This is a genomic window from Achromobacter sp. ACRQX, from assembly GCF_022346505.1.
GTDB classification, from domain to species: domain Bacteria; phylum Pseudomonadota; class Gammaproteobacteria; order Burkholderiales; family Burkholderiaceae_B; genus Achromobacter; species Achromobacter animicus.
Genome location: NZ_JAKRML010000014.1, coordinates 1 through 25,278, shown reverse-complemented (window position 1 = coordinate 25,278; position 25,278 = coordinate 1). Strand labels below are relative to the sequence as shown.

The 25,278-nt window shown below is 67.2% G+C and carries 24 protein-coding genes and 1 pseudogene; 12 read left to right on the top strand and 13 right to left on the bottom strand.

All coding sequences use genetic code 11. From position 1 onward, the window contains the following. Nucleotides 1-18 precede the first annotated feature (18 nt). The 7 genes from MHZ91_RS14400 to MHZ91_RS14370 all read left to right on the top strand — a co-directional run bounded on the left by MHZ91_RS14400 (nucleotide 19) and on the right by MHZ91_RS14370 (nucleotide 7,561). A complete protein-coding gene (locus MHZ91_RS14400) occupies nucleotides 19-1,797 on the top strand; it encodes an iron ABC transporter permease (RefSeq protein ID WP_175126245.1) in 1,779 nt (592 codons plus the stop codon). Continuing rightward, on the top strand, nucleotides 1,790-2,878 hold the full coding sequence (locus tag MHZ91_RS14395) for an ABC transporter ATP-binding protein (protein WP_175126246.1): 1,089 nt from the start codon (nucleotides 1,790-1,792) through the stop codon (nucleotides 2,876-2,878). Before MHZ91_RS14400 ends, MHZ91_RS14395 begins: the two co-directional genes overlap by 8 nt. Nucleotides 2,879-2,959: 81 nt before the next feature. Beyond that, complete coding sequence (locus MHZ91_RS14390) at nucleotides 2,960-3,859, top strand: TonB family protein (RefSeq protein WP_175126253.1); 900 nt, start codon at nucleotides 2,960-2,962, stop codon at nucleotides 3,857-3,859. Continuing rightward, the gene (gene aroE, locus MHZ91_RS14385) at nucleotides 3,856-4,719 is read left to right on the top strand and encodes a shikimate dehydrogenase (protein WP_239214248.1); all 864 of its coding nucleotides are present in this window, start codon (nucleotides 3,856-3,858) and stop codon (nucleotides 4,717-4,719) included. Before MHZ91_RS14390 ends, aroE begins: the two co-directional genes overlap by 4 nt. 5 nt (nucleotides 4,720-4,724) lie before the next feature. Then, complete coding sequence (mtgA, locus tag MHZ91_RS14380) at nucleotides 4,725-5,459, top strand: monofunctional biosynthetic peptidoglycan transglycosylase (protein ID WP_218342198.1); 735 nt, start codon at nucleotides 4,725-4,727, stop codon at nucleotides 5,457-5,459. Nucleotides 5,460-5,552: 93 nt separating this feature from the next. Then, a complete protein-coding gene (lptG, locus tag MHZ91_RS14375; protein WP_175126249.1) occupies nucleotides 5,553-6,731 on the top strand; it encodes an LPS export ABC transporter permease LptG in 1,179 nt (392 codons plus the stop codon). After that, a complete protein-coding gene (locus MHZ91_RS14370; RefSeq protein WP_175126250.1) occupies nucleotides 6,728-7,561 on the top strand; it encodes a symmetrical bis(5'-nucleosyl)-tetraphosphatase in 834 nt (277 codons plus the stop codon). The genes lptG and MHZ91_RS14370 overlap by 4 nt, the downstream gene beginning before the upstream one ends. A gap of 1,041 nt (nucleotides 7,562-8,602) precedes the next feature. On the opposite strand, the gene MHZ91_RS14365 is transcribed toward MHZ91_RS14370, so the two are convergent. The 6 genes from MHZ91_RS14365 to MHZ91_RS14340 form a co-directional block, all read right to left on the bottom strand. Then, nucleotides 8,603-9,343, bottom strand: coding sequence for a 1-acyl-sn-glycerol-3-phosphate acyltransferase (locus MHZ91_RS14365; RefSeq protein ID WP_175125917.1), 741 nt, complete (start codon nucleotides 9,341-9,343; stop codon nucleotides 8,603-8,605). After that, nucleotides 9,340-10,629, bottom strand: coding sequence for a dihydroorotase (locus tag MHZ91_RS14360; RefSeq protein ID WP_239214246.1), 1,290 nt, complete (start codon nucleotides 10,627-10,629; stop codon nucleotides 9,340-9,342). The genes MHZ91_RS14365 and MHZ91_RS14360 overlap by 4 nt, the downstream gene beginning before the upstream one ends. Further along, a complete protein-coding gene (locus MHZ91_RS14355) occupies nucleotides 10,626-11,546 on the bottom strand; it encodes an aspartate carbamoyltransferase (RefSeq protein ID WP_239214244.1) in 921 nt (306 codons plus the stop codon). The genes MHZ91_RS14360 and MHZ91_RS14355 overlap by 4 nt, the downstream gene beginning before the upstream one ends. A 21-nt stretch (nucleotides 11,547-11,567) precedes the next feature. Next, nucleotides 11,568-11,969 (bottom strand): Holliday junction resolvase RuvX, encoded by a 402-nt coding sequence (ruvX, locus tag MHZ91_RS14350; RefSeq protein ID WP_175125920.1) that lies wholly within the window; start codon nucleotides 11,967-11,969, stop codon nucleotides 11,568-11,570. Next, the gene (locus MHZ91_RS14345; RefSeq protein WP_175125921.1) at nucleotides 11,962-12,549 is read right to left on the bottom strand and encodes a YqgE/AlgH family protein; all 588 of its coding nucleotides are present in this window, start codon (nucleotides 12,547-12,549) and stop codon (nucleotides 11,962-11,964) included. Before MHZ91_RS14345 ends, ruvX begins: the two co-directional genes overlap by 8 nt. Before the next feature lie 146 nt (nucleotides 12,550-12,695). Beyond that, entirely contained in the window at nucleotides 12,696-12,860 is a 165-nt protein-coding gene (locus MHZ91_RS14340; protein ID WP_003814980.1) for a rubredoxin, read from the bottom strand. 139 nt (nucleotides 12,861-12,999) lie between these two features. On the opposite strand from MHZ91_RS14340, the gene MHZ91_RS14335 reads away from it, so the two are divergent. From MHZ91_RS14335 to hemL, 3 genes are read left to right on the top strand one after another with little or no spacing between them, the layout of a single operon-like run. Then, the gene (locus MHZ91_RS14335) at nucleotides 13,000-13,824 is read left to right on the top strand and encodes a hydroxymethylpyrimidine/phosphomethylpyrimidine kinase (protein ID WP_349677776.1); all 825 of its coding nucleotides are present in this window, start codon (nucleotides 13,000-13,002) and stop codon (nucleotides 13,822-13,824) included. After that, complete coding sequence (gene thiE, locus MHZ91_RS14330; RefSeq protein ID WP_175125923.1) at nucleotides 13,821-14,486, top strand: thiamine phosphate synthase; 666 nt, start codon at nucleotides 13,821-13,823, stop codon at nucleotides 14,484-14,486. The genes MHZ91_RS14335 and thiE overlap by 4 nt, the downstream gene beginning before the upstream one ends. Nucleotides 14,487-14,491: 5 nt before the next feature. Next, nucleotides 14,492-15,769: a glutamate-1-semialdehyde 2,1-aminomutase gene (gene hemL / locus MHZ91_RS14325; protein WP_191578232.1), complete on the top strand. Its 1,278-nt coding sequence runs from the start codon at nucleotides 14,492-14,494 to the stop codon at nucleotides 15,767-15,769. 35 nt (nucleotides 15,770-15,804) lie between these two features. Here hemL and MHZ91_RS14320 read toward each other — a convergent pair whose 3' ends face one another. Beyond that, nucleotides 15,805-16,548, bottom strand: a complete 744-nt coding sequence (locus tag MHZ91_RS14320) for a lytic transglycosylase domain-containing protein (RefSeq protein WP_239214242.1) — start codon at nucleotides 16,546-16,548, stop codon at nucleotides 15,805-15,807. A gap of 271 nt (nucleotides 16,549-16,819) precedes the next feature. Here MHZ91_RS14320 and MHZ91_RS14315 point away from each other — a divergent pair, with 271 nt between their 5' ends. After that, nucleotides 16,820-18,610, top strand: coding sequence for a DUF342 domain-containing protein (locus MHZ91_RS14315; RefSeq protein WP_370647814.1), 1,791 nt, complete (start codon nucleotides 16,820-16,822; stop codon nucleotides 18,608-18,610). Nucleotides 18,611-18,740: 130 nt separating this feature from the next. Here the strand turns inward: MHZ91_RS14315 and MHZ91_RS14310 are convergent, their stop codons facing one another. The 6 genes from MHZ91_RS14310 to MHZ91_RS14285 are packed head-to-tail and all read right to left on the bottom strand — an operon-like array spanning nucleotide 18,741 to nucleotide 24,530. Further along, nucleotides 18,741-19,559, bottom strand: coding sequence for an SDR family oxidoreductase (locus MHZ91_RS14310; RefSeq protein WP_175139626.1), 819 nt, complete (start codon nucleotides 19,557-19,559; stop codon nucleotides 18,741-18,743). Between the two features lie 12 nt (nucleotides 19,560-19,571). After that, a complete protein-coding gene (locus MHZ91_RS14305; protein ID WP_175139627.1) occupies nucleotides 19,572-20,180 on the bottom strand; it encodes a cysteine hydrolase family protein in 609 nt (202 codons plus the stop codon). Next, nucleotides 20,180-20,713, bottom strand: a complete 534-nt coding sequence (locus tag MHZ91_RS14300) for an aromatic-ring-hydroxylating dioxygenase subunit beta (protein WP_218342206.1) — start codon at nucleotides 20,711-20,713, stop codon at nucleotides 20,180-20,182. The genes MHZ91_RS14305 and MHZ91_RS14300 overlap by 1 nt, the downstream gene beginning before the upstream one ends. Further along, nucleotides 20,704-22,053, bottom strand: a complete 1,350-nt coding sequence (locus tag MHZ91_RS14295; protein WP_239214240.1) for an aromatic ring-hydroxylating dioxygenase subunit alpha — start codon at nucleotides 22,051-22,053, stop codon at nucleotides 20,704-20,706. Before MHZ91_RS14295 ends, MHZ91_RS14300 begins: the two co-directional genes overlap by 10 nt. Nucleotides 22,054-22,062: 9 nt before the next feature. Further along, a complete protein-coding gene (locus MHZ91_RS14290) occupies nucleotides 22,063-23,307 on the bottom strand; it encodes a dienelactone hydrolase family protein (protein WP_239214239.1) in 1,245 nt (414 codons plus the stop codon). A 32-nt stretch (nucleotides 23,308-23,339) separates the two neighbouring features. Further along, nucleotides 23,340-24,530, bottom strand: a complete 1,191-nt coding sequence (locus MHZ91_RS14285) for an ABC transporter substrate-binding protein (protein WP_175125931.1) — start codon at nucleotides 24,528-24,530, stop codon at nucleotides 23,340-23,342. Nucleotides 24,531-24,819: 289 nt separating this feature from the next. Here MHZ91_RS14285 and MHZ91_RS14280 point away from each other — a divergent pair. Further along, nucleotides 24,820-25,278 (top strand): annotated as a pseudogene (locus tag MHZ91_RS14280) (AraC family transcriptional regulator); the annotation flags it as partial.

The following is a 25,278-nucleotide window of genomic DNA, read 5'->3' as shown; positions in this document are numbered from 1 at the left end:
CCGAACACAGGATTTCCCATGCAGTCATTGCGCAGAAAATGGCAGTCCCTGCCACGCGGCGTGGTGGTGCTGATCACGGCGCTCGCCATCTACGTGCCGCTGTCGTTCATCATCATCCAGAGTTTTCTCTCGGCGCCCTTCTTTGCCCCGTCCAAGAGCTGGAGCCTGGACGCCTTCCGCTTCATCTTCGCGGATCCCGATTTCTACAAGGCGCTACGTAGCGGCTTCATCCTGGCATTCGGCCTGGCCGCCATCGCCATTCCGCTGGGCGGCATGCTGGCGTTCCTGATGATCCGCACCGACCTGCCCGGCCGCCGCTGGATCGAGCCGCTGATCCTGGTGCCGGTGTTCGTGTCTCCCATGGTGCTGGGCTTCGGCTACGTCGTCGCGGCCGGTCCGGTCGGCTTCTTCTCGACCTGGGTGCAGAACATTCTTGGCTTCGTGCCCTGGAACGTCTATTCGCTGACCAGCATCGTCATCATCGCCGGCCTGACCCACGTGCCGCACGCCTACCTGTACATCTCGTCGGCGCTGCGCAGCATGGGGTCCGACGTGGAGGAAGCCGCCCGCGTGGCCGGCGCGTCGCCGCTGCGCGTGATGGTGTCGGTCAGCCTGCCCATGGTGCGGCCGGCCATGCTGTACGCCACGGTACTGCTCTTCTTCCTGGGCCTGGAAGTGTTCGGCCTGGTGCTGGTGTTGGGGGACCCGGAAGGCAACCTCGTGCTGGCGACGTATCTGTACAAGCTGACCAACAAGCTGGGCATCCCGTCCTATCACCTGATGGCCGCCGTGGCCGTGGTGCTGATCTGCATGACCATTCCGCTGGTGATGCTGCAGCGCCGCCTGATGCGCACCGCCAACCGCTTCGTCACCGTCAAGGGCAAGGCCTCGCGTGCGCGTCCGCTGCCGCTGGGCAAGTGGCGCTGGGTCGCGGGTGCGGTGGTGGCGTTCTGGTTGTTCGTCACCATCATCGTGCCGCTGACCGGCGTGCTGCTGCGCGCGTTCGTGTCCAACTGGGGGCTGGGCGTCTCGCTCTTTGACGTGCTGTCGCTCGACGCCTTCCGCACCGTGTTCTCGCAGCCCAACCTGATGCGCGCCATCGTCAACTCGGTCGCCATCGGCGTCTTCGGCGGCGCGCTGGCGGTGATGTGCTACATGTTCGTGGGCCTGGCCATGCACCGCAAGCCGGACAACGTCACGCGCTTCATGGACTACAGCGTGCTGGTGCCGCGCGCCGTGCCGGGCCTCCTGGCCGGTCTGGCGTTTTTGTGGGTGTTCCTGTTCGTGCCGATGTGGCTGGACAACGCGCTGGACGTGGACGAAAACGGCTGGCTGTCGGCCCTGCCCTTCGCCGAATGGCTGCGCGAGAACTTCGTCGAATGGCTGCGCGCCCTGCGCAGCACCATCTTCAGCGTGTGGCTCGCCTACACCGTCGTGTGGATGGCCTATGGCCTGCGCCTGATTTCCTCGACCCTGCTGCAAGTGGGGCCCGAACTGGAAGAAGCCGCCCGCACCGCCGGCGCGCGCCGCGGCCAGGTCACCCGTCACGTCACGGTGCCGCTGGCCAAGTACGGCCTGATCGGCTCGTGGCTGCTGATGTTCCTGATCTTCGAGCGCGAATACTCCACCGGCGTCTACCTCCTGTCGCCCGGCACCGAGACCATCGGGTCCATGCTGGTGTCGCTGTGGGCGTCCGGCGCCATCGACATCGTGGCCGCGCTTTCCTTCATCAATATCGTTCTGGTCGTGATCGGCCTGGGCATCGCCCTGCGATTCGGAGTCAAACTTCATGATTGAGCTTTCTGTAGAAGACCTGCACCTGGACTACGGTGACAACCCGGTGCTCAAGGGCGTGTCGATGCAGCTGCGCCAGGGCGAAGTGGTGTCGCTGCTGGGCCCGTCGGGCAGCGGCAAGACCACCCTACTGCGCGCCGTGGCCGGCCTGGAAGGCCCCAAGCGCGGGCGCATCACCATCGGCGAGAACGTCGTCTACGACGGCGCGGCCCGTGCCGAGATCCCGGCCGAAGAGCGCAACCTGGGACTGGTGTTCCAGTCGTACGCGCTGTGGCCGCATAAAACGGTATTCGAGAACGTCGCCTATCCGCTCAAGCTGCGCAAGACCCCGGGCGCCGAGGTGCGCGAACGCGTGCAGGCCGTGCTGGACCAGCTTGGACTGGGCAAGCTGGGCCAGCGCCATCCGCACGCGCTGTCTGGCGGCCAGCAGCAGCGCGTGGCCATCGGCCGGGCGCTGGTCTACAGCCCGCCCGTCATCCTGCTGGACGAGCCGCTGTCCAACCTGGACGCCAAGCTGCGCGAAGAGGCGCGCGCCTTCCTGCGCGAACTCATCATCCGCCTGGGCCTGTCCGCGCTGATGGTGACGCACGACCAGAGCGAAGCCATGGCGATCTCCGACCGCATCCTCCTGCTGAACAACGGCAAGATCGAGCAGCAGGGCACGCCGCAGGAGATGTACGGATCGCCGTCCACCCTGTTCACGGCCGAATTCATGGGCAGCAACAACCGGCTGGACGGCAAGGTCACCGAACTGCGCGACGGCCAGGCCCGGATCGAGGGCGCCGGCTGGTCGCTATGGGGCAAGGCCGGCGCGGGTGTCGCCGCGGGCCAGGACGCCACCGCCGTCATTCGCGTGGAGCAGGTCCGTCTGGCCGATGACCCGCACGGCAACCACGTCGACATGCCGCTTCTGACCAGCATGTATCTGGGCGACCGCTGGGAGTACCTGTTCCGCACGCCAGACGCCGATCCGGCCCGCAGCCTCGCCCTGCGCGCCTACGGTCCCGAAGGCCGCGAGCCCGGCCCCTGCCGCCTCGCGCTGCCCGCCGACAAGGTCTGGATCTTCCCGCGGGCGTCCGCCTGACGGGGTCTAGGCCGTCCGTCCGAGGGTGAATACCGCCTTCGGACGGACCGCGCGGCGGGTGCGGACTCGCCTTACAATGCGCTGGTGCAACGCGCTGATTCCCCCTCCATGCTGAGCCGTTACCTCTGGTGGCTGGGCGCCCCCGCCCAGCACTACCTGCGTATCGGCATCGCGATATCGCTGTTGGTGCACGCCGGCGCGCTGGCGTGGCGTTTCAGCGCGCCCACGCAGACGCGCCCGCCCGTGACCAGCCTGGAAGTCGTGCTGCTCAATGCCCGCAGCGAGACGCCGCCGGAAACCCCGCGCACCGTCGCGCAGAACCAGATGACGGGCGGCGGCAATGCCGACCGCGGCGTGTCCACCACGCCCCTTCCCCAGACCGGCAGCTCGGCCGAGACCATCGTCCTGGAAGCCATGCGCCAGCGCCAGGTGCAGCTGGAGGCCGAACAGGCTCGCCTAATGACCCAGCTGCGCTCGCCGCACAACGCCGGCCCCGAGCGCCAGGCCGTCAACCCGTGGCCCGACGGCGCCGACGTCGGCCAGGACGCCCAGGACCAGGCCAGCGTCATCCAGAACGCCCAGGTGGCGGCGCTGGCGGCGCGGGTCCAGCAGTACAGCGCCGAGCCGCGCAAACAGTTCATCGCCCCCTCTGCCGAGGCGTCCCGCTACGCCGGCTACCTGGATGCCTGGCGCACCCGGATCGAAACGGTCGGCACCCAGCATTACCCAGACGAGGCGCGCGGCCGCATTTACGGATCGCTGCGCATCACGGTGTCGGTGCGCGCCGATGGCAGCATCGCCGAGGTCGAGATCGACCAGCCCTCGCCGCACGCGGTCCTGAACCAGGCGGCGCGCCGCATCGTCCAGCTGGCAGCGCCCTTTCCCCCCTTTCCTCCCGATATCGCCCGCGATACAGACGTGCTGGTCATCACCCGCACCTGGCATTTCGTCAACGACACTCTGGAAACACAGGCCCCATGACCGAGGCGATTCCTCAAGCCCGCTACGCCGTCATCGGCAATCCCATCGCGCATAGCCGCTCGCCTCAGATCCACGCCATGTTTTCGCAGCAGACCGGCAAGCCGTTGCGCTACGAGCGCCTGCTTGCCCCGGTGGACGGCTTTGCCGACGCCGTCGCCGCCTTCGTGGCGGACGGCGGCCTGGGCCTGAATGTCACGGTGCCGTTCAAGCTGGACGCCTATGCGCTGGCGGCGGACCATCTGTCGAATCGCGCGCGGCTGGCGGGCGCGGTCAACACCCTGTCGTGGCGCGATGGCGTCTGGCACGGCTGCAACACCGACGGCGTGGGCCTGGTCAACGACCTGCTGCGCCTGGGCGTACGCCTGCCGGGCGCCGCCGTGCTGCTGGTCGGCGCCGGCGGCGCGGCGCGCGGCGTGCTGCAACCCCTGGCCGAGGCCGGCTGCGCGCGCATCCACATCGTGAACCGCACCGCCGCCCGCGCCGAGGAACTGGCCGCCGCGTGGGCCGCGAGCGGCGTGTCGCCGCAAACCCAGGTGACCGCGGGCGCACTGGCCACCGCCGCCGTGCCCGGCGGCTGGAACCTGGTCATCAACGCCACCGCCAGCGGCCTGCAGAACGCTGCGCCCGACCTGCCGCCCGGCCTGTACGCCGACGGCGCCGCCGCCTACGACATGATGTACGGCGCGCAGCCCACCGCGTTCATGCGGCAGGCCCGGACCGACGGCGCCGCCCTGACGGCCGACGGGCTGGGCATGCTGGTCGGCCAGGCCGCCGAAAGCTTCTTCATCTGGCACGGCGTCCGCCCCGATGCCGCGCCCGTCCTGGCAGCGCTGCGCGAGGCGCTGGCCGCCGGAAGCTGAACGGCATGGCGACGCGCACGGGCCGCAGCGGCGGCCGCAATTGGTTCCGGATCACCACCGGCTTGGTGATGGCGCTGGTGTGCGCGATCCTGCTGTACCAATTCTGGCTGTTCGCCCAGGTGGTCTGGTACAACTACCGCGACCCGGGCAGCAGCGCGATGATGCGCGAAGAGCTGTCGCGCCTGCGCAAGGAAGACCCAGGCATCGAACTGAAATACGAATGGGTGCCGTATGACAAGATCAACCGGTCGCTCAAGCGCGCGGTGATCGCGTCCGAGGACTCCAATTTCACGGGTCACGATGGGGTTGAATGGGACGCCATCCGCAAGGCCTGGGAATACAACCAGAAACAGGAAGAGGCCGGACGCTCCAAGATGCGCGGCGGCTCCACCATCACCCAGCAGCTAGCCAAGAACCTGTTCCTGTCAGGTTCTCGCAGCTACCTGCGCAAGGGCCAGGAACTGGTCCTGGCTTACATGATCGAACACGTCATGAGCAAGGAACGGATCCTGGAGCTCTACCTGAACGTCGCCGAGTGGGGCGTGGGCGTGTTCGGCGCCCAGGCCGCCGCCAAGCATTATTTCAATACCACCGCCGCCAACCTGGGCAACAGCCAGTCGGCCCGGCTGGCGGCCATGCTGCCTAACCCGCGCTTCTATGACAGTCATCGCAAGTCCAACTATCTGAATTCCCGGGTCGGCGTGCTGACGCGCCGGATGCAGATGGTCGACATCCCCTGAAAGGGGAACCGGACAAATCAGTCCTGCCGGCCGTCTTCCCGCTGCGGGATTTGTTAAGCTTTCACGTTTACGCGCTCCACTCCTTTTTCCTTCATGCGTACTGCACGTCGCTACCTGGCCCGAGAGGTCTATCGCTCTTGCGCAGTGGTCCTTCTGGCCCTGCTCGGCCTTTTCACGTTCTTCGCACTGGTGGACGACCTGGACAACGTGGGCGACAAGTTCTCCATGATGGCCCTGCTGTACATGCAGGCGCTGGCGATCCCCACCCGTCTCTATGACCTGCTGCCCATCGGGCTCCTGATCGGGGCCATCCTGGCGCTGGCGGGCCTGGCCCAGCGCAACGAACTCGTCATCCTGCGGGTCTCCGGGGTCAGCGGCATGAAGCTGCTGCGGATGCTCTGGATCGTCACGATCCCCCTGATGATCGGCGCGGGCCTGCTGTCCGAATACGTGACGCCGTGGGCCGAGGTCAAGACCGGCGAAGCCAACCTGATGTTCCGCGGCAAGGCCGGCGGCGACCGCCTCAAGAGCGGCTACTGGTTCAAGGAACCCACCGCCAATGGCGGCACCCGCATCATCAACATCGCCGAACTGAAGGGTGACGGCCAGGTGGCGGGCGTGACCCTCTACGAATTCAAGAAAGACCTGACGCTGTCCGCGCTGTCCACCGCCCCCACGGGCTCGTTCACGCGCGGCGACCTGGTGCTCAAGGACGTCTCCGAAACCCGCCTGGACGCCGAAGCCGCCGAGGCGCTCGCCAACGCCCGCCCGCCCAAGAACCCGCCGGCCACCGTCATCAAGCTGCCCGAACGCTCCATCGACACCACCCTCAGCGCCGAACGCCTGCTGGCGCGCGTGCTGACGCCAGAACGCATGTCGATCGTCACGCTGCTCGACTACGTGGAATACCTGAGGGACAACCAGCTTCAATACGACCGCCAGGTCGTCGCCCTGTGGCGCAAACTGGCCTACCCCTTCACCCTGCTGGTAATGATCACCATCGCCGCCCCCATCGGCCTCATGCAAACCCGCCGCGGCGGCGTCGGCGCCAAGGTCTTCGTGGGCATCCTGCTGGGCGTGGGCTTCTTCATGCTGAACCAGCTTGCGCTGAACGTCGGCATGCTGGGCAAGTGGCCGCCCTGGCTGACCGCCCTGGGCCCGAACCTGGGCGCCATGGCGCTGGCGCTGGGCGCCATGAGCTACATGGAATACCGCCACACCATCACCCGTCTCGTCCAACAACGTTGGCCCTGGAGCAAGAGTCCCGCATGAACGGCAGTATCTGGATGATCGGCGACGTGCAGGGCTGCTGCTCGCCGCTGGATCGCTTGCTGTCCCACCCCGACCTGGTCGGCGACCCCAAGTCGCGCTTCTGGTTCGCTGGCGACCTGGTCAACCGCGGCCCGCAGTCGCTCGAAACCCTGCGCCGCATCATCGACCTCGGTGATCGCGCGACGGTCGTCCTGGGCAACCACGACCTGCACCTGCTGGCCGCGGCCGCGGGCGTGCGCAAACCGTCCAAATCGGACACGCTGGAATCCATCCTGCGGGCGCCGGACGCCACTGACCTGCTCAACTGGCTGCGTTTCCGGCCGCTGGCGCATTTCGAGCAGAACCATCTGCTGGTCCATGCTGGCACGCTGGCCAAGTGGGACGTGGCCAAGACGCTGGCCCTGGCCGGCGAAGTCCAGGACGCGCTGCGCGGCCCGAACTGGCAGAAGGCGCTTCAAAAGATGTACGGCAACGAGCCGGCCACCTGGAAGGAAGACCACAAGGGCGGCAAGCGGATGCGGGTGATCATCAACGCGCTGACGCGGATCCGCTTGTGCACGCCGAACGGGCACATGGAGTTTGCAACGAAGGTGACGCCGGGGGCTTGGCCGCCGGGGCTGGTGCCTTGGTTCGATGTGCCTAATCGGGCGACGCGTAATGTCACGACGGTGTTTGGACATTGGTCGACGCTGGGGTTGTTGCAGCGGCCGGACGTGATCTGCCTGGATACCGGGTGCGTGTGGGGTGGGTCGCTGACTGCGTTGCGGTTGCAGGATCGGAAGCTCGTGCAGGTTAAGTGTTCGCAGTTTCAGGATCCTTTGGCGGAGTGAAGCGTCGGGGTTCTGCTTTGGCGGCTTCGTCGGGCGTTTTCTTTAGGTCTTCGTAGGTCGCTTTCTTTCGTTCTTCGTAGGTCGCCCGACGCCGCGGTCCCCGTGGGCACGATCGCCCACGATTGCGGTCCGGAGCCTTCGCTCCGGACTGCCCCGTCGTCATCTTCGTCCGCCTTCGGCTCCCTTCAGATTCCCTCGGGCGCATCGACGGCGCTCGCGCCCACGGGGACCGCGACGCCGTGCTACGAGGGTCTTTGGTTTGCGCGCTACAAGACCTGTGGTCAGGGAAGGAGATCTGCGGGGCCGCCGGATTGCTGCCGCCCGGGCGGCGGCAACCCGGCATCGGGTCTGTGGGACGTCGTAGCGGGGTGCGCTTCGCGCTGGCGGGGATTGGTTTGCTAATGGGTCGCCTCACGGGGGGTGGGGCGGTGATGGGCGGCGCGGCGACGATCCGCCACAACCTGCCGACCTGTTCGCGCCGCCCATCGGGCACTTGAGTTCAAGTGACGATTAGCAGCGAGCCGTGCTCGCACGAAGGTGTCAGACACCCAAGCGCCGCCTACTCGCGAAGCGTCATCACCACTACGCAAGACGCCGCGTAAGTCTCCGGAGGCCGCCCGCGCGGCCGAACGGAGACGGGCACCGCAAGATGCTTCTGGCCCGAAATGCTCTGCGCAAGAATGCCAAGCACGCCGACCGCCCCAGCGGCCTGAAGACACGAATTGCTAGAGTCCGGCGCGGTGGCGTCCCGGGGTGCGCGGGGCGTCGATAAGCCCGAGGGAATCTGAAGGGAGCCGAAGGCGGACGAAGATGACGACGGGGAAGTCCGGAGCGAAGGCTCCGGACCGCAATCGTGGCCCCGCGCGCCCCGGGACGCCACCGTGCCGGACGCCTCAAGAACGATACTCGCCACCGCACCGGACGTCTCAAAACCCGAACCACGTCACCGTGCAGGACACGTCAAGAACGAACACCGCATCACCAGCAAGCAACGGACAAAGACCTACGGTGCTAGGTCAAAGCCAGCCAGAATCACGCAAATCAAAGCACCCGAGCAATCGCATCCCGAGCCTGATGCGACAGTTCCAACCGCGTCGGCAGACTCCCGTCCGGATGACGCGCAGCCAGCGGCGGCAGAAATACCACTTCGACGGATAAACCCGTCACGCCCAGCACCCGCCAAAGGTTACCCACCAAAGACTCCTCCCCCACAAACGCCGCATATCCGCTGCGCTTGCCGTGCTGCATGAACCGCAACGCCACGGGTTGGATTTCAACCGCCGCCGCGCGGGCGGGTTCGAAGAGGCTGGCGTGGAAAGGGAGGAGCTCGAAGCCTTCGGTCGTCGTGCCTTCCGGAAACAGGCCGACCGCGTCGCCCTGTTTGAAGCGCGCCTGCATCGACTCGCCCATCGCGTGCACCGCGTGGCGCTGGCCGCGTTCAATGAACAGCGTGCCTGCGCCGGCGACCAGCCAGCCGATCACCGGCCAGGCGCGGATCTCGCTCTTTGCCACGAAAGACGTCGCGCGGGCCGAGTTCAGGACGAAGATGTCGACCCACGACACGTGGTTGGCCACCAGCAGCACCGGTCCTTCCAGGCGTGGTTCGCCCTTGAGGATGACCTTGATGCCACAGGCTGCCATCAGCCAGCGCGACCACCGGCGGTTCAGCCGGGCGCGGGCTGCGGGGCGCATCAGGGGGTAGGCCAGGCCCACGCTCAGCAGGCCGAAAATGATCAGGGGCAGGACAAGGCTCAGCCGTAGGACAAAGCGCAGCAGCTTCAAACTGGAGTCTCCCAGGCCGGTTGGCCACCGACCACGGTGGCTCGTACTCGACCGGGCAGCATCATACCTGCGAAAGGTGTCTGGGCGCTGCGGCTTTGCAGTGCTGCCGGCATCACCATCCATTCGGTGTCCAGGTCCACCAGACACAGGTCTGCCGGCGCATCCACACCCAGATTGCCGCATGGACCCAGGTGCGGCGCGACGGCGGACAGCACGGTGGCCGGGCCCGACGTCACGCGTGCCAACGCGTCGGCGACTGAACGGCGGCTGTCGCGCGCCCACTTCAGAGCCAGCGACAGCAGCAGTTCAAGACCGGTTGCGCCCGGTGTGGCGGCCGCGAACGGGGCGGCCTTGCCTCGTGCGTCCACCGGCGTGTGATCCGAGCACAGCGCGTCGATCACGCCCTCCGCCAGCGCCGACTGAAGCGCGTCGCGGTCACGCTGGCCGCGCAGCGGCGGCGACAGGCGATGATTCGTGTCGAAGAAGCCGATGTCCACGTCCGTCAGCAGCAGGTTGTTCACGGACACATCCGCCGTGACCGGCAGGCCTTCCCGGCGGGCCGCGCGCAACAGATCCACGCCGGCCGCCGTCGACAGCCGCGACAGATGCACGCGCGCGCCGGTCGCGCGCTGCAATTCGAAGATCGTCTGCAGCGCCACCGTCTCTGCCTGCGCCGGCATGCCTTCCAGGCCCAGGCGTTCCGCGTACGCGCCGCTGGCGGCCGAGGCGCCCCGTGCGAGCCAGGGGTCTTGCGCACGCAGCCATAGCGTCTGGCCCAGACCGCTTGCGTAACGCATTGCGCCCCAAAGCACCCGCGTGTCCGCCACGAGCGACTCGCCCTGTGCGAACGCGATGCTGCCTGCCCGCGCCAGCAGCGCCATTTCGGTCAGTGTTTCGCCGGCCAGGCCCACGGTCATCGCGCCCAGCGGGTGAACTGCGCACTGCCCCGCCTGCGTGTGGCGCAGCAGCGCCTCGAGCTTGGTCGGTTCGTCCGGCGGATTATCGGCATCGGGCGGCAGCACCAGGCGCGTCACGCCACCGGCCAAGGCAGCGCGCAGTTCGCCGGGCGCAAATCCCGCGTTGCCCGGCTGCGTCACGCGCGCCGACAGATCGATCAGGCCCGGCAACACGGCCAGGCCCGTTGCATCAATACGCCGATCCGCCTGGAAGGCGTCGGGCGCCGCGCCAACCGCGACGATGCGGCCCGCGGCAATGTAGAGATCGTGCTGACCATCCACGCCGTTTGCGGGATCGATCAGCCGGCCGTTGGCTATGTGCAGTCTCATGGCGCCGCTCCGGCCAGCACGCGCAGCACCGCCGTGCGCAGGGGTTGTTCAAGCGCCGCGACGCGCGCTTCGGTGGGTTCGAGGGCGGCGGCGATGTCGCCATCCACTTCCACGCCCGGCACCAGCCCGCCCGCGGGCAGCAGCAGCACATCCGGCTTGGCAAACGCCAGCGCCGCGAGCGTGATGCCGTGGGTGCAGGCGTATTCGCGCGCCGACGGAAGCTGCGCGCCGCTGATTTCTTCGACATTCAGCGGCAGCGCGATCACCACGTCTGCATCGCTCAGGCTTTCCTGCAGCGTTGCGCACGCGCGCACACCCAGTTGGGCCAGGCCGTCAGGCAGCAGCGTGCGCGGCGCGGCGACCCGCACTTCGGGCACGCCCAGTGTGGTCAGCAGATGGATGACGGAACGCGCCACACCGGAATGGCGGATGTCGCCCACCAGCGTCACGACGAGGCTGGTGAGGTCGGGTTTGATCTCGATGATGGCCTGTACCAGCGCCAACGCGGGGACGGGATCGGCATGCCGGCCGTCGCCCGCATTGAGCAGGTGCAGGCCAGGCGCGGCATGGGCCGCGGCGCAATGGGCCGCGCCGCTCTGGCCGTGGCGCAGGATCAGCACGCCAGGCGCCAACGCAGCGGCCGTTTCCGCAAGGGCCTCAATGGCTTGCGCTTCCAGCGGCACCGGCAGCATCGACAGGCTGGCCGCGGCAGCGGCGTAGGCGTCGCGGGCCGCAGTGTCCGTGTCGGGCAGACACAGAAATACCGGCATATCCGGCGCGATGGACGGCGGCGAATCGTCGGACGCCGACGGCGCGCGCGCCATCTCGAGCAGGCGCTCGACGTGCCGGCGCGGCAGCCCTTCGGTAGTCAGCAGATGCGTGAGTTCGCCGCGGCGGTCGAGTTGCGGATTGAGCATGGGCAAGACAGGCCACGGCCGTCAGACCGCGGGCAAGGCGTCCAGATAGCGTTGCAGGATAACCGCCGCCGCCATCGCGTCGTCCGCGGCATGTGTGCCGAGCAGGCGTTGCGCCTCCATGCTGGAGCCGCGTTCGTCCACCAGTTCCACGGCGATGCCGAAACGGCCATTCAGTTGGTTGGCAAAGCGGCGGCAGCGTGCCGTGGCGGGTTGTTCGCCGCCTTCGGCGTCCAGCGCCAGACCGACGACGACGCGGTGCGGCTGCCATTCCTGCAGCAGCGCCGCGATGCGGCCGAAGCGCGCGTCGCGGACTTCACTGAAGATGATTTCGAGCGGACGCGCCTGGCGCGTCAGCGTATTGCCGATGGCAATGCCGATCTTCTTTTCGCCGAAATCGAAGGCAAGCAGGGTTTCTTCAGGCATGGCCAGCGTCGCCCGCCAGCATGACCGGGTCGATGCCCAGCAGCTTCAGCGCGGCGGGGTAGCGTTCCTCGGGCGGCACGTCGAAGATGATGTGCGCGTCCGCGCTCACGCTGAGCCAGGCGTTCTGGCCCATTTCGCTTTCGAGCTGGCCTGCGCCCCAGCCGGCGTAGCCCAGCGTGACCAGCATGCGTGCCGGCCCGTTGCCATCGGCCACCGCCTGCAGCACATCGCGCGAGGTGGTCAGCGCCATGTCGCCCAGCTTGATGCTGGAACTGTAGTCGCCGGCGGGCGCGTGCAGCACAAAGCCGCGATCCGTCTGGACCGGTCCGCCAAAGAAGACGAATGTGTCCTTGACGGGTCCGATCTCGAGCGTCAGGTCGATGCGTTCGAACAGCGTGCCCAGCGTGAGATCGGTGGGACGGTTGATGACCAGTCCCAGCGCGCCGCGGTCAGTGTGCTCGCACACGTAGATGACGGAACCCGCCAGGCTTCCTTCGACCATGCCCGGCATGGCGATCAGGAACTGGTTGGCGAAGTTGGCCGCCTCGGTGCTGGCGTTTTCGTGGTGTTTTTCCGTCATGGCAACCCCTTCATGGGTAGTCTGAGAAAACCGTTGGGAGTGATTGCGCAGACGCAAACGTCATGCCTGGCGGCAGTCCGGCGGTTACGAAGAATGGGGTGTGCCCCATCTTACGAGCCCTGGCGGAAGTTGTCGGCGTGACGGTTTCAGATTTCCATCAGTTCGAAGTCCTCTTTGCGGGCGCCGCATTCGGGACAGACCCAGTTTGGCGGCACGTCTTCCCAGCGGGTGCCGGGTGCAATGCCTTCGTCGGGCAGGCCGGCCTCTTCGTCATAGACCCAGCCGCAAATCAGACACATCCAAGTACGCATAGTTCTCTCTTACATCAAAACCCCACCGGCGTCCCCGCGGTGGGGCAAAGGTGAGGGGCTTCCATTAGAATGGGGACAATCTTACCGAAACCCAATAGGGGTTCCCCTGATTCATGCCAAATGAGCCGGGGCGCCCTCAATCAAGCACTGTCACGTGGCCCCCGTTACTCCCCCTCTCGTTTTGGTCTTCGGCCCGCTCGATCCCTCGGGATCAGACGGTTTGCCCGCGGATGCCGTCACCTGCGCCCGTCTGGGCTGTCATGGCCTGGCGGCCGTGACCGCCCTGACCGTGCAGGACACTGCCGGCATCGAAGAAATCCACCCCGTTTCCCCCGATCTGCTGGACGACCAGGCGCGTTGCCTGCTCGAAGACATGTCGGTTCAGGCCATCAAGGTGGGCGGACTATACACCGCGGAAACGGCAAGCGTGGCGGCGCAGGTTGCCGCCGACTACAGCCAGGTCCCGCTGGTGCTGCACCTGGGCCAGCGCGCGCAGGTGCCCGCCAATGCCGCCGACGAGGACGAAGCCGACGACCTGCTGGCCGCGACCCTCGAACTGGTGCTGCCGCAGACCGACCTGCTGGTCATTGAACACCTGCGCCTCGCCCAGTGGCACGCCGACGGCGACATCGATATCGGGGACGCACCTACGCCCATGCACGCCCTCGTGGCGGCCGGCGCGGCGTGGGTGCTGGTGCTGGGTAGCCCCCAGCGCCCCGGCCACTTCGCCAACGTACTGCTCGGACCCGGCGGCCAGACCCATACGTGGCCCTGGCAGGCGCCCCCCGACCGCAACGGCGATGCCGGCGGCCTGGCCGCCACCGCAATCACCGCCATGCTGGCGCAGGGCCTGGAAATGCCGGAGGCCGTGCGCCAGGGTCTTGTCCACGCCGACGCCGCCGTGGCCGCCAGCTTCCTGCCGGGCATGGGCCGGCGCATTCCCAACCGGATCCTGCCCCAATGAAATCGCTGCGTTTTCCCACCGGCCTGTATGGCGTGACGCCTGAATGGGACGACACCGACCGCCTGCTGAAGGCCGTGCGTGACGCGGCCGCGGGCGGCATGCGTTCGCTGCAGTTGCGCCGCAAGAACGTGCCCGACGCCGTGCGCGCCGCGCAGGCCCGCGCCCTGGCGCCGCTGTGCCGCGAACTGGGTGTGGTGTTTCTCATCAATGACGACTGGCGCCTGGCGCTGGACGTCGGCGCAGACGGCGCGCACGTGGGGCGCGACGACGAAAGCCTGGCGCACATCCGCCGCGAAGCCGGCCCCGATTTGATCCTGGGCGGCTCCAGCTACGACGACCTGACGCGGGCACGTGAATTGCTCGACGCGGGCGCAGACTACATCGCGTTCGGCGCCATGTTCGCGTCCACCGTCAAACCCGACACGGTGCGCGCGCCGCTGTCCGTCCTGACCGAAGCCCGCCGCCTTGCCGACGAGCGCGACGCGCCCCGGCCCGCGGTGGTCGCCATCGGGGGCATCACGCCCGCCAATGCGCCGCTCGTGGCCCAGGCCGGCGCCGACGCCATCGCCGTCATCACGGCGCTGTTCGAGGCGCCCAGCGTCCGGGCCGCCGCCGCGGCCTGCTCCGCGCCCTATTCCGCCAACTCCAACCGTAAGCCTTGATCGCCATGTCCAGTAACGCTCAGCTCTTCGACCGCGCCTGCCGCAGCATTCCCGGCGGCGTCAACTCGCCCGTTCGCGCTTTCCGCTCTGTGGGCGGCACGCCGCGCTTTATCAAGCGCGCGCAAGGCCCGTACGTGTGGGATGCGGAAGACAAGCAGTACATCGACTACGTCGGTTCGTGGGGCCCGGCCATTCTGGGCCACTCGCACCCGGAAGTGGTGCGCGCGGTGCAGGAAGCGGCCGTCAACGGCCTGTCGTTCGGCGCGCCGACTGAAGCGGAAATCGAGCTGGCCGAAGTGCTGATCTCGCGCCTGCCGTCGCTGGAACAGGTGCGGCTGGTCAGCTCGGGCACCGAAGCCACCATGACGGCGATCCGTCTGGCACGTGGCGCCACCGGCCGCGCCAAGATCGTCAAGTTCGAAGGCTGCTATCACGGCCATTCGGACAGCCTGCTGGTCAAGGCCGGATCGGGGCTGCTGACTTTCGGCAACCCCAGCTCGGCAGGCGTGCCGCCGGAATTCGTGTCGCACACGCTGACCCTGGAATACAACAATCTGGATGCCGTGCGCGAAGCCTTTGCGCAGCACGGCGCCGACATCGCCTGCATCATCGTGGAGCCGGTCGCCGGCAACATGAACCTCATCAAGCCGGCGCCCGGCTTCCTGGAAGGTCTGCGCGAGGTCTGCACGCAGCACGGCGCGCTGCTGATTTTCGACGAAGTCATGACGGGCTTTCGCGTGGGACCGCAAGGCGTGCAGGGCCTGACGGGCGTCAAGCCCGACATCACCACGCTGGCCAAGGTGATCGGCGGCGGCATGCCGGTGGGCGCCTTCGGCGGCAGCGCTGAAGTCATGAAGCACATCGCCCCGCTGGGCGGCGTCTACCAGGCCGGCACGCTGTCCGGCAATCCGGTGGCCGTGGCAGCGGGTCTGGCCACGCTGCGACTGATCGGCGCGCCGGGCTTCTACGAGAATCTGTCGGCGCAGACCGCCAAGCTGGCGCAAGGCTTGCAGGAACGCGCGCGCAAGGCCGGCCTGCCCTTCTCGGCGGACTCGGTGGGCGGCATGTTTGGCATCTACTTCAGCGACAGCATCCCGGCCTCGTTCGCGCAGGTCTCGGCCTGCGACACGGCGGCATTCAACCGCTTCTTCCATGCCATGCTGGACAACGGCGTGCACTTCGCGCCGTCCGCGTTCGAAGCGGGCTTCGTGTCGGCCACGCACGACGACACCGTCATCCAGGCCACGCTGGATATCGCGGACAAGGTCTTCGCAGGGCTTTAAGCGGTTGTCCGGAGCGGGCCTCGCGCCCGCTTGCTTCATGGCGCCTTGTACTGCTCGTACAGCGCCGTCACATTCTTCACATAGGCCTGGGTTTCCGCGTACGGCGGCACTGCGTCGTACTTGCGCACCGCGCCCTCGCCCGCGTTGTACGCGGCCAGCGCAAGATCCAGGCGGCCCGGATACCGGTCGATCAGCCGGCGCAGGTGGCGCGATCCGGCCTGCACATTGGTCGCCGGATCCACCAGCGCGCGTTCCACGTCATCCACCGACAGCAACGGCGCCGCCGTGGCCGGCATCAATTGCATCAGGCCCAGCGCACCCTTGGGCGAGCGGGCATCGCTGCGAAAGCCCGATTCGATGGCGATGACGGCCGTCAGCAACGCCTGGTCGACTCCCGAATCCAACGCAGCGCGGGCGATCAGGTTGTCGTGCTTGGTCGTGGGTTTGACGGTGCTCCAGCGCAACGCCGATTCGGCGGGCGCGCGAGTCACGCGGCGGGCGCCGTCACCGGCTTCCGGCTCACAGGTCAGGCACAATTTCTCGGCGCCGCCGCGCAGCGCGGTTCTTGCTTGCGCGCGCTTGTAGTATTTACCGGTGCCGGTTGGCACCTTCATCGTGCGCCAGACGCCGAACGGATCCTTGTAGCGGTAGGTGTCGGCGGCCTGCACGGGCGCGGCGGCCGCCAGCGCCAGAGCACCCGTCGCCAGCGCCGCCATCCCGCCGGCGCGCGCCAGGATGGCGCGCGTGGCCGAAAGAATGGAGGAAGGTGGTTGGGACATGGGACGGGGCTCCGGCGGCGTCCTGAGACGCGTTGGCGAGCCCTTATGCTGCTTGCGCCATCCCGGTCCTGTCTTTCCTGCCGATGATCTAGATCGCGATGGCGCGCACGTTTCCCAGAGAAAATCGGGGACGCGACTAGGCCATGCGGCCGATAAATTTTGGCTGTTACCGCCGGTAAAGATCGTCCCGGCAAAGAATATGACGTAATATTTCGTTCAATTACCAAATGATTGAACCGGCCGCTCGTGCCGGAATCGGAGAGAGGGTGAAATGGGCGCAGAAAACTTGCTCCAGTTGATACTGGATGCCGACACCAACGTCCTGACGGCGGTGTATACGCCGCCACCTCGTCCCGAATCCGCCGTCGCCGACGGCGCACCCGGCACAGCGAAAGCGGAAGGCGGCGACCCTGCCGATGCACCGGCTGGTTCACCGTCCGCCTCCCAGGCCGATGCCCAGACGGCCGACGAGGATACCGACGTTGCGGTTGCCGACGAAGCCGACGCCCTGCCGGTCAACACCGACCTTCCGACGTGGGACGTGCTGGTCGCCGCCGCGGCCGCGCAAGGCTGGGGCCCCGATGCGCTCGACAATCACGCCATCGTCGCCTTCATCGACCTGTGCCGCACGGCCACCGAGCCCGTCCAGAGTCCCGTCGGCAAGGTCGTGGACGGCAGCTTCGACATCGAGCTGAACGCCACCCTCATGGCGGCAACGCTGACGCTGCACCCGCCCAAGGGCGGCAAGCCCATCACGCTGGAAGCGGTGCGCCAGGCCCTGGCGGATCAGGGCATCGTGCATGGCGTGCTGGACGGCGCGCTGGCCGAGGCCGTGGCGTTGGGACGCGCCGAGACCATCCTGGCCGCGCAGGGCACGCCGCCCACGCGCGGCACGCCCACCCGCTTTGAAAGCCTGCTGGACCGCCTGAAGCCTCGCGCCGAGGACATCGACGAATTGGCCCAGGTGGACTACCGCGATCTCGGCAGCCTGCTGCTTGTGTCGCCCGGCACGCCGCTCATGCGCCGCTTTCCGCCGCTGCCCGGCGTGGACGGCACCAACGTGCTGGGCGAGGCCGTGCTGCCCGACGAGTTGCCGGACACCCCGTTTTCCAAGGAACTGTCCGGCGTCGAGATCGATCCGGAAGATCCGCTGCTGCTGCGCGCGGCCATTTCCGGCACGCCGACGCTCATCACCCACGGCGTGCAGGTCAACCCCATGGTGGAGGTGGACGCCGTCAACCTGTCCACCGGCAACATCAACTTCGAAGGCTCCCTGCAGGTGCGCGGCGACATCGCCGCCACCATGGAAGTGCGCGTGACCGGTGACGTTGTCGTCAACGGCACGATCGAAGCCGCGCTGGTCGAGGCCGGCGGCAGCGTCACCGTCAAAGGCGGCATCATCGGCATGGCCGAAACCGTGCACGACGCCTCGGGAACGCCGCGCACCGCGCACATCGTCTGCGGCGGCACGCTGCGGGCCAAGTTCATCGAGAACGCCGTCATCAGCGCGGGCCAGGACATCGACGTCGAACGTGAAATCCGCCAGTGCAGCATCGCCGCCGGCGGCAGCGTGAACGTCGGCCCGCCCAACACGCAGCAAAGCGCCATCACGGGCGGCGAGACCCGCGCGCTGCTGGCGGTGCGCGCCGGCACCATCGGCTCACCCGCAGGCATTCCGACGCTGGTGCAGGCAGGCCTGGACCCGCACGCCGACATCAAACGCTCGGCGCTCACGCGCAAGCGCCTGAAGATGAACGAGGAAAAGGCCAAGCTGGAACAACTGCTGATGTTCCTGCAGGCGAACCCGCAACGGGCCACGGGCGACGTGGTCGAACGCGCGCGCAACACGCACACCAAGCTCATCGGCGACCTGGCCGGGCTGGAAACCGAGGAAGCGCAACTGGCCCGCGACCTGCTGCCCCAGCAGAACGCCACCATCGCCGCCACGCGGCGGTTCTGTAGCGGCACCAAGATTCAGCTGGGCAACAAGATGCAGGAGTTCCTAGAAGACCAGGTGGGCGGCAAGGCTGGCCTGGAAGAAGGCGAGATCGTGATTCGCTGATGGGCGCGCGAGGGCGTTGGCAGCCGCGCAGCCCTCGTGCGGAACGGACATAGCACCCAATCGGGGGGCTGCCCCCCTGCGGCTTTCCCCTCCGACCGGCTTAGGACTAAGTCAGGTGTCTGACACCCTCTCAGGCGCCGACGTCCGGCATCAATTCCTTGAACCACACGCGCGGCGAGATGCCGCGGTCCGGGCCCAGGATCGAGAAGCCGCCGTCCACGGGAATGTCGACGCCCGTCATCCACGATGCCGCGTCGGAGCACGCAAAGCACACAGCAGCCGCGATCTCCTCGCCGGAACCCACGCGGCCCAGCGGATGAAAATGCGCGCCCACCGCATCGGCTGCCTGGCGCGATCCGCCCGACAGCTGATCCACCGACGGCGACCAGGTCCACGCCGGCGACACGGCCAGCACACGCACACCGGCCGGCGCCAATTCCACCGCGAAATTCTTCGTGATCTGCAGCAGCGCCGCCTTGGATGCCGGATACAGCGCGCGTCCGGCCGCGCCGAACTTGCCGCCCGTGCTGCCCAGATTCACGACAACACCGCCGCGGGGCAGATGCGCAGCCGCCAGCTGCGTGAAGATCGCCGCCGACACGAGGTTCGTGTCCAGCGTCCGATGCCATTCCTCCCGCGACGATGCCAGCCCGCGGTCCGCATACTGGCAGGCGTTGTTGACCAGGAAATCCAGCCGGCCAAAGCGCGCCAGCGCGGCGTCGATGCAGGCCTGGATCTGGGCGTCCTCACCGATATCGGTTTCGCAGAACAGCGCGCGTTCGCCCAACGCCTTGGCCAGCGCCTCGCCTGCCTCGGCGTTTCGGCCGACCAGCACGACGTTGGCGCCCGCCGCCGCCAGGCCCCGCGCGATATCCGCGCCCAGGCCTTGCGTACTGCCGGTGACGATGGCGGTCTTGCCCGCCAGGCCGGGAAAGCCGGAGAAATCCATGTGTATTCCTTGTCAGTTTGGCGCGGCGGCCCAGCGTACCGCGTCGTGCACCGAGCCCGTCTGCGCGATCAGCCGCATGCTGGCCAGCGACGCCTCGTGCACCGCCGGATCGGCCGACGCGCAGGCATCTTCGGCCACCATCACCGAGAAGCCGATATCCGCGGCATGGCGCACCGTGCCCTCAACCACCGAATGCGTCGCCACGCCCGCCACTACCAGCCGCCGCGCGCCCAGCAGCCGTAGGGTTTCCTCAAGCGGCGTGCCGTAGAACGCGCTGATGCGCGTGTGCTTGACGACGAACTCGCGCGCGCTGCCCGCCAGCGGATGCAGGCCATCGTAGAACGCGCTGCCCCACTGCCCTTCCGGCACCGCGCCGATCGTGGCCACGTTGCGGAAGATCTCGCAATTGGGCAGCAGGTCTGCGTAGTCAGGACGAAACGCGATGCGCACGTGCACGATGGGCAGCGCGTGCGACCGCGCGCCCTCGAGCAATGCCGCGGCGTTGTCCAGCAGGCGCTGGCGCGCTCCGCTGTCGGCATCCAGCCCGACGCGGATCTTGCCATCCGGATGCAGCACATCGTTCTGATAGTGCAACGCCAGCACCGCCACGTCCGCGTTCATCACACAAACACCTCGAACGCGTCGTGCGCATCGTCGCAGTTCACGAGGTCCACGCGCTTCATCCGGATGCGCCAGCCACCGCCCTCGGCGGCCAGCTTGTGCGTATAACGGCCTGCAAGCTGGCGCGGCTGCCGCTTGCGCCATTCGGTCATCTGAAAGACCGAGTGCACCACCAGGTTGCCGGCCGCATCCACACCCTCGACCTGCACGCCGCCCACCAGCCGCACACTGCGCGTCGGCGGTTGCTGCGACCAGTTGCGCGGATGCTCCAGGCGCCGGATGCGCACGTCGCGCAGCATGCGGTCTTCCCAGAAGATCGAGATGAAGTCGTACGGACTTTCCTGGCCATGCTTGCGCGGCATCCAGTACATGCCGTCCTCGGTCCACAACGCCTGCCACTCGTCATAGCGCCGTTCGTCCAGCAACCGCGCCTCGCGGTACAGGAACTGCGCGATGCGATGGTAGGCGTCGGCGGGCACGTCGGCCGGCGCAAGATTCGCGGTGCCGACGTCGAAATCCAGATCTAGCAGCATGCGCCGTCTCCCTTGGCCGTGGCGTCTGCGCTGGTCCCGGCGCCCGCCTCCATGTAAGCCTTCCACGCGCGGAACTGATTGCGCATGGGCAATTCGCTGGTGCCGTTCACGGACACCATGCCGTCGGGCTCGACGCGGTCCGTGCCGTGATAGCGGTGCATGCTGACCCAGTCGCCGCCCCGCGTCGCGTTGCCTTCCTGGCAGCGGTTGTAGAGCTCGATGTCGTCCGGCATCACGTTGGACGACGGCGAATTGATGACGTTGGCGTACAGCATCGCGCGCTTGAACACGCCCTCCGGCGCGCCCTTGCAGCGAAACGTCTGGATCTCGATCAAGGTGCGATCCACCGCCACCGGACGGATCACGCGGAACTGCTGGAACACCGTGTGGGGCGAGCCGCTGCCGTAGATCACCGTGTTGTGGCGGTTCATCCCCAGGATCTCGCGAGCGCGCTGCTCGCCATAAGCCCCGGTCAGCGACTCGAAGTGCGCGCGCGACACCGGATCGCGTTCGGCGGCGCCCGGATTGAAGATGCCTTCCATGTAGCCGTGGCCGTTGTCGTAGGCGCGCAGCTCCAGCTTCTCCCAGAACTCGTAGGGCTCGCCGTTGCCGTCCATGATGTGCAGCTCGAGCGGCATCTCGCCCATTTCCTTGGCCTCGTCGCGCGCCGCGGCATACGACGATTCATGCGTCACGCGCGCATGCATCGTGTCATGCAGGTTCTCGTAGAACACCTTCCAATTCGACCGCTGCATCACGCGGAAGATGCCGCCCGCGACTTCCACCTCGCCCACGGGCGAACGGTCGCACAGGTTGTCGATGGACGAGCGCACGCCGCCCAGAAAATCCACAAGCGGCAGCCCTTCAGCGGATTGGCTCGCGAACACGAAGCCGCGGTAGCTCTCGACGCGCGGCAACCGCCGCATCGAGAACGACGGATCCGTGGGATCGTACGACGTGCCTTCCAGCCCTTGCTTGAGCGGCACCCCCAGATGGCTGCCGTCCAGCTTGAACGTCCAAGCGTGGTACGGACAACGGAAAAACTTGCCCGCACAGCCTTCGCCGTCGGCCACCACCTTCGCCCCTTTGTGCGGACAGCGGTTGTACAGCACGTGCACGCGCCCATCGGCCGCGCGCACCATCAGCACGTCCTGATCGCCGAGGCGCGTCGTGTGATAGTCGCCCGTCTTGGGCACCTGGCTTTCGTGGCCCACGTAGATCCACGCGCGGCCGTAGATGCGCTGCATCTCAAGGTCGAAGATCGCCGGATCGGTGTACAGGGCCCGGTGCACGCTGTCGCCGCGCACCAGCCCCGCCAGTTGTTCGTCGGTATATGGCATGTCGTCTCCCTACTTGTTCGCGCTGTCCTTCCAGCGCGCCATCAGCGTGTTGGAAGGCAGGGTTTCGTCCAGCAGCTTGGCCGCCGTCTCGCGGCCTGCGGTGGGCAGGCCGGCCGGATCCAGCAGGCCCACCTGAACCAGCACGCTCGCCTGATCCCAATAGATGTGCTCGTGATAAAGCTTGTCGCCGCGGAACTTCACGATGGCCACCAGCGGGATCTCCACATACTTGCCCGTCGGCGCGACGCCGGGCAGCATCCAGTCGATCTCGGTCGTGTGGGTAAAGCAGAACAGCAGCTCGTCCACGATCTGCGTCGCGCCCACCGTGCGCGACAGCGGCACCAGCCGCGTGTCCGGCGGGTTGCTGTTCACGAAATGATGCTGATAGAAGCGCGACAGCTCCTTGTAGCCCACCCCGCCCGTCATCGTCGGGATGTGGTTGACGTAAGGCTCGGCCACCATCGTCGCCATCGTCGCCGCCACGTCGCGCGTGCCGAATTCATATTCGCAGTGCTTGTCCCACAGATACGAATAATCGAACTCCGGCCCGATCGTGCGCTGCAGCGCCGCCATGCTGCGCTGGTGCGCCATCAACGCCGACGGCTTGTCGTAGTGATCGCCGCCCGTGCGTGCAAACGCATGGTCCACGCCGGGATACACGTACAGCTCCACGCCCGGCTTGCCGCCCAGCGCTTCCAGGATGCGCTTGCGCGCCTCGGGCGGACAGAACCCGTCCTGCTCGGCAATGTGCAGCACCAGGCGGCCACGCAGATTGCCGGCTTCCTCAAGGCTGTCCTCGATGCCCACGCCGTAATATCCCACCGCCACATCCGCGTCCGTGAGGCACGCCGCCAGATAAGCCAGCTTGCCGCCCAGGCAATAGCCCAGCACGCCAGCGCCGCCTTCCTGTTCGGGCAGTTCGCGCAGCACCGCCAGCGTCGACGCAATGTCCTTGATGCCCAGATCCACGTCAAAGCCCTTGTACAGCTCGAACGCGCGCGGCATGTCTGCCGGCCCGTCCGTCAGCTGGATGCCCGGCTGCTGACGCCAGAACAGATCCGGCACCAGCACCACATAGCCTTCCTCGGCCAGCAGTTGCGCGCTGCGCCGCATGAAATCGTTGACGCCAAAGATCTCCTGGCACAACACCAGGCCCGGGCCGCGGCCCGAGGCCGGCACCGCCAGATAGGCGCCGAAGGACTTGCCATCGTGCGAGGCGATCGTCACCTCGCGCGTCGTAATGCGTTCAGTCATGCATATCTCCTGTTTTGCAAAGCTGCGGCGGCCTACTTCATCTGGCACGCGGCGGCGAAGGGATCCTGGTATTGCGTCAGCACCGTGCCCGACAGCTTGTTCGACAGCTTGCCGCTGGCGTCCGCCTCGACCACGCGCAGGTAATAGTTCTGCACCGGGTACTGATTGCGGTTGAACTTGAAATCGCCACGCACCGACTTGAAGTCCGCACGCCGCAACGCCGGACGCAGCGCCTCGGCATCCAGCTTGCCGCCCGTCTGGCGCACCGCGCTGTCCAGCAGCATCGCCGCGTCATAACCCTGCGACGCATACAGCGACGGGCTGCGGTTGTAGGTCTTCTTGAAATCCTCGACGAACTTGCGGTTGGCCGGGTTGTCGAGTTCGGCCGCCCATTGCGCCGTATTGCGCAGGCCCTTGATCGGCGCGCCCACTGCCGCGATCGTGTCTTCATCCCCGGAAAATCCCGGCGCCAGCAGCGCGATGTCCTTCGACAGCCCCGCGCCGTTGAACTGCTTGATGAAATTCACGCCCATGCCGCCCGGCAAAAAGAAAAACACCGCATCCGGCTTGCTGGCGCGCAGCTGCGTGATCTCCACGCCATAGTCCAGCTGGCCGAGCTGCGTGTAGATCTCCTCGGCCACGCCACCCTTGTACAGACGCTTGAAGCCGTTCAGCGACTCGCGCCCGCCCGGGTAATCCGGCGCGATCAACGCCACGCGCTTGTACCCCTGATCGGCCGCGTACTTGCCCATCGCCGCCGGAATGTCCTCGTTCTGCCAGGCCACCGCAAAGAAATTCGGATTACAGCCCGCGCCCGCATAGTTTTCCGGGCCCGTATTGGTGCTGAGATAAATCGTGTCCGACTGCAGAATCGCCGGCATCACAGGCAGCAGCACATTCGAAAACACGATGCCCGTCATCACGTTCACGCGGTCACGCTTAAGAAGACGTTCCACCGCCTGACGCCCGGTATCCGCCTTCTGCTGGTCATCGGCCACCACCACTTCCGCCGCCAACCCGCCCAGCTTGCCGCCCGTATGCTGCAGCGCCAGATTGAAGCCGTCCCGGATCTCGTTGCCTAACGCCGCGCCCGGCCCCGACAGCGTCGTCAGCAGCCCCACCTTCACCTTGTCGGCCGCCGACGCCACACCCGGCGCGCCCACCGCAGCGCCCATGCAAACCAATGCCGCCAGCGCGCGCCGGCTCCATCCATTTCGATTCATGTGCCACCCCGTATTCGCCGCCAGTCACGCTGGCGGAAAGCTGACAGAACCCGTCTGCCGTCGGTACACGCATGCCGCCGATCCAAGTCGCCCAGCTTACGCGCCGCGGCGCCTCCATTCCAACAGGCCCGCCCACCGTGCACGCGCCTCCCGGCAAGATTAGGCCCGCGCCCACCCGCGCTCTATCCGAATTCCGCCAGGCTTATCCGGGATTCACTTAATTCCCAATGAAGCGCGATTCCATTACGCTGCCCGCAGATACGGGATCGGTCCCGTCCCGGAGGCTTCCATGCACGGCTGGTCCCGACTAGAGCTGGCGCCCTTGCTGAAACGGCGCGTCTTCAGCTCCACGCAACAGGATGAGACCCGCGCCCGCGTGTCCGAAGCCCTCAAGGACCACCGCCTCACCTGGAAAGGCGGCCGCGTCGACGCCGAACTGAACCGCGGCCGATTCGGCTCGCTGACGGTCTGTACGTTGCGCTACGGCGCCGAAGTCCACATCGAACCCGACCGCCTCCAGGACTTCATGCTGGTGCAGGTCCCCCTACGCGGCCGCGCCCGCATCGAATGCGGCGACGAAGGCGTCAACGCCGACCCCGACTGCGCCGCCGTCATCGCCCCCAACCGCCGCCTGCGGCTGCACTGGGAAGCCGGCTGCGAACAACTGCTGCTAAAGATCCCAAGAGGCAAACTGGAAGCCATGGGCCAACGCGCCTTCGGCGAAGCCGCCACCCGCCCCCTGGACTTC

What these genes read in the sequence shown, in the direction of transcription:
- MHZ91_RS14285 (WP_175125931.1), bottom strand. Translation starts at nt 24,530, where the DNA reads ATGAATCGAAATGGATGGAGCCGGCGCGCGCTGGCGGCATTGGTTTGC.
- MHZ91_RS14360 (WP_239214246.1), bottom strand. Translation starts at nt 10,629, where the DNA reads ATGAGACTGCACATAGCCAACGGCCGGCTGATCGATCCCGCAAACGGC.
- MHZ91_RS14320 (WP_239214242.1), bottom strand. Translation starts at nt 16,548, where the DNA reads ATGTCCCAACCACCTTCCTCCATTCTTTCGGCCACGCGCGCCATCCTG.
- MHZ91_RS14370 (WP_175126250.1), top strand. Translation starts at nt 6,728, where the DNA reads ATGAACGGCAGTATCTGGATGATCGGCGACGTGCAGGGCTGCTGCTCG.
- mtgA (WP_218342198.1), top strand. Translation starts at nt 4,725, where the DNA reads ATGGCGACGCGCACGGGCCGCAGCGGCGGCCGCAATTGGTTCCGGATC.
- MHZ91_RS14395 (WP_175126246.1), top strand. Translation starts at nt 1,790, where the DNA reads ATGATTGAGCTTTCTGTAGAAGACCTGCACCTGGACTACGGTGACAAC.
- MHZ91_RS14305 (WP_175139627.1), bottom strand. Translation starts at nt 20,180, where the DNA reads ATGAACGCGGACGTGGCGGTGCTGGCGTTGCACTATCAGAACGATGTG.
- MHZ91_RS14310 (WP_175139626.1), bottom strand. Translation starts at nt 19,559, where the DNA reads ATGGATTTCTCCGGCTTTCCCGGCCTGGCGGGCAAGACCGCCATCGTC.
- aroE (WP_239214248.1), top strand. Translation starts at nt 3,856, where the DNA reads ATGACCGAGGCGATTCCTCAAGCCCGCTACGCCGTCATCGGCAATCCC.
- MHZ91_RS14345 (WP_175125921.1), bottom strand. Translation starts at nt 12,549, where the DNA reads ATGACGGAAAAACACCACGAAAACGCCAGCACCGAGGCGGCCAACTTC.
- MHZ91_RS14290 (WP_239214239.1), bottom strand. Translation starts at nt 23,307, where the DNA reads ATGACTGAACGCATTACGACGCGCGAGGTGACGATCGCCTCGCACGAT.
- MHZ91_RS14315 (WP_370647814.1), top strand. Translation starts at nt 16,820, where the DNA reads ATGGGCGCAGAAAACTTGCTCCAGTTGATACTGGATGCCGACACCAAC.
- MHZ91_RS14300 (WP_218342206.1), bottom strand. Translation starts at nt 20,713, where the DNA reads ATGCTGCTAGATCTGGATTTCGACGTCGGCACCGCGAATCTTGCGCCG.
- thiE (WP_175125923.1), top strand. Translation starts at nt 13,821, where the DNA reads ATGAAATCGCTGCGTTTTCCCACCGGCCTGTATGGCGTGACGCCTGAA.
- lptG (WP_175126249.1), top strand. Translation starts at nt 5,553, where the DNA reads ATGCGTACTGCACGTCGCTACCTGGCCCGAGAGGTCTATCGCTCTTGC.
- ruvX (WP_175125920.1), bottom strand. Translation starts at nt 11,969, where the DNA reads ATGCCTGAAGAAACCCTGCTTGCCTTCGATTTCGGCGAAAAGAAGATC.
- MHZ91_RS14295 (WP_239214240.1), bottom strand. Translation starts at nt 22,053, where the DNA reads ATGCCATATACCGACGAACAACTGGCGGGGCTGGTGCGCGGCGACAGC.
- MHZ91_RS14340 (WP_003814980.1), bottom strand. Translation starts at nt 12,860, where the DNA reads ATGCGTACTTGGATGTGTCTGATTTGCGGCTGGGTCTATGACGAAGAG.
- hemL (WP_191578232.1), top strand. Translation starts at nt 14,492, where the DNA reads ATGTCCAGTAACGCTCAGCTCTTCGACCGCGCCTGCCGCAGCATTCCC.
- MHZ91_RS14355 (WP_239214244.1), bottom strand. Translation starts at nt 11,546, where the DNA reads ATGCTCAATCCGCAACTCGACCGCCGCGGCGAACTCACGCATCTGCTG.
- MHZ91_RS14400 (WP_175126245.1), top strand. Translation starts at nt 19, where the DNA reads ATGCAGTCATTGCGCAGAAAATGGCAGTCCCTGCCACGCGGCGTGGTG.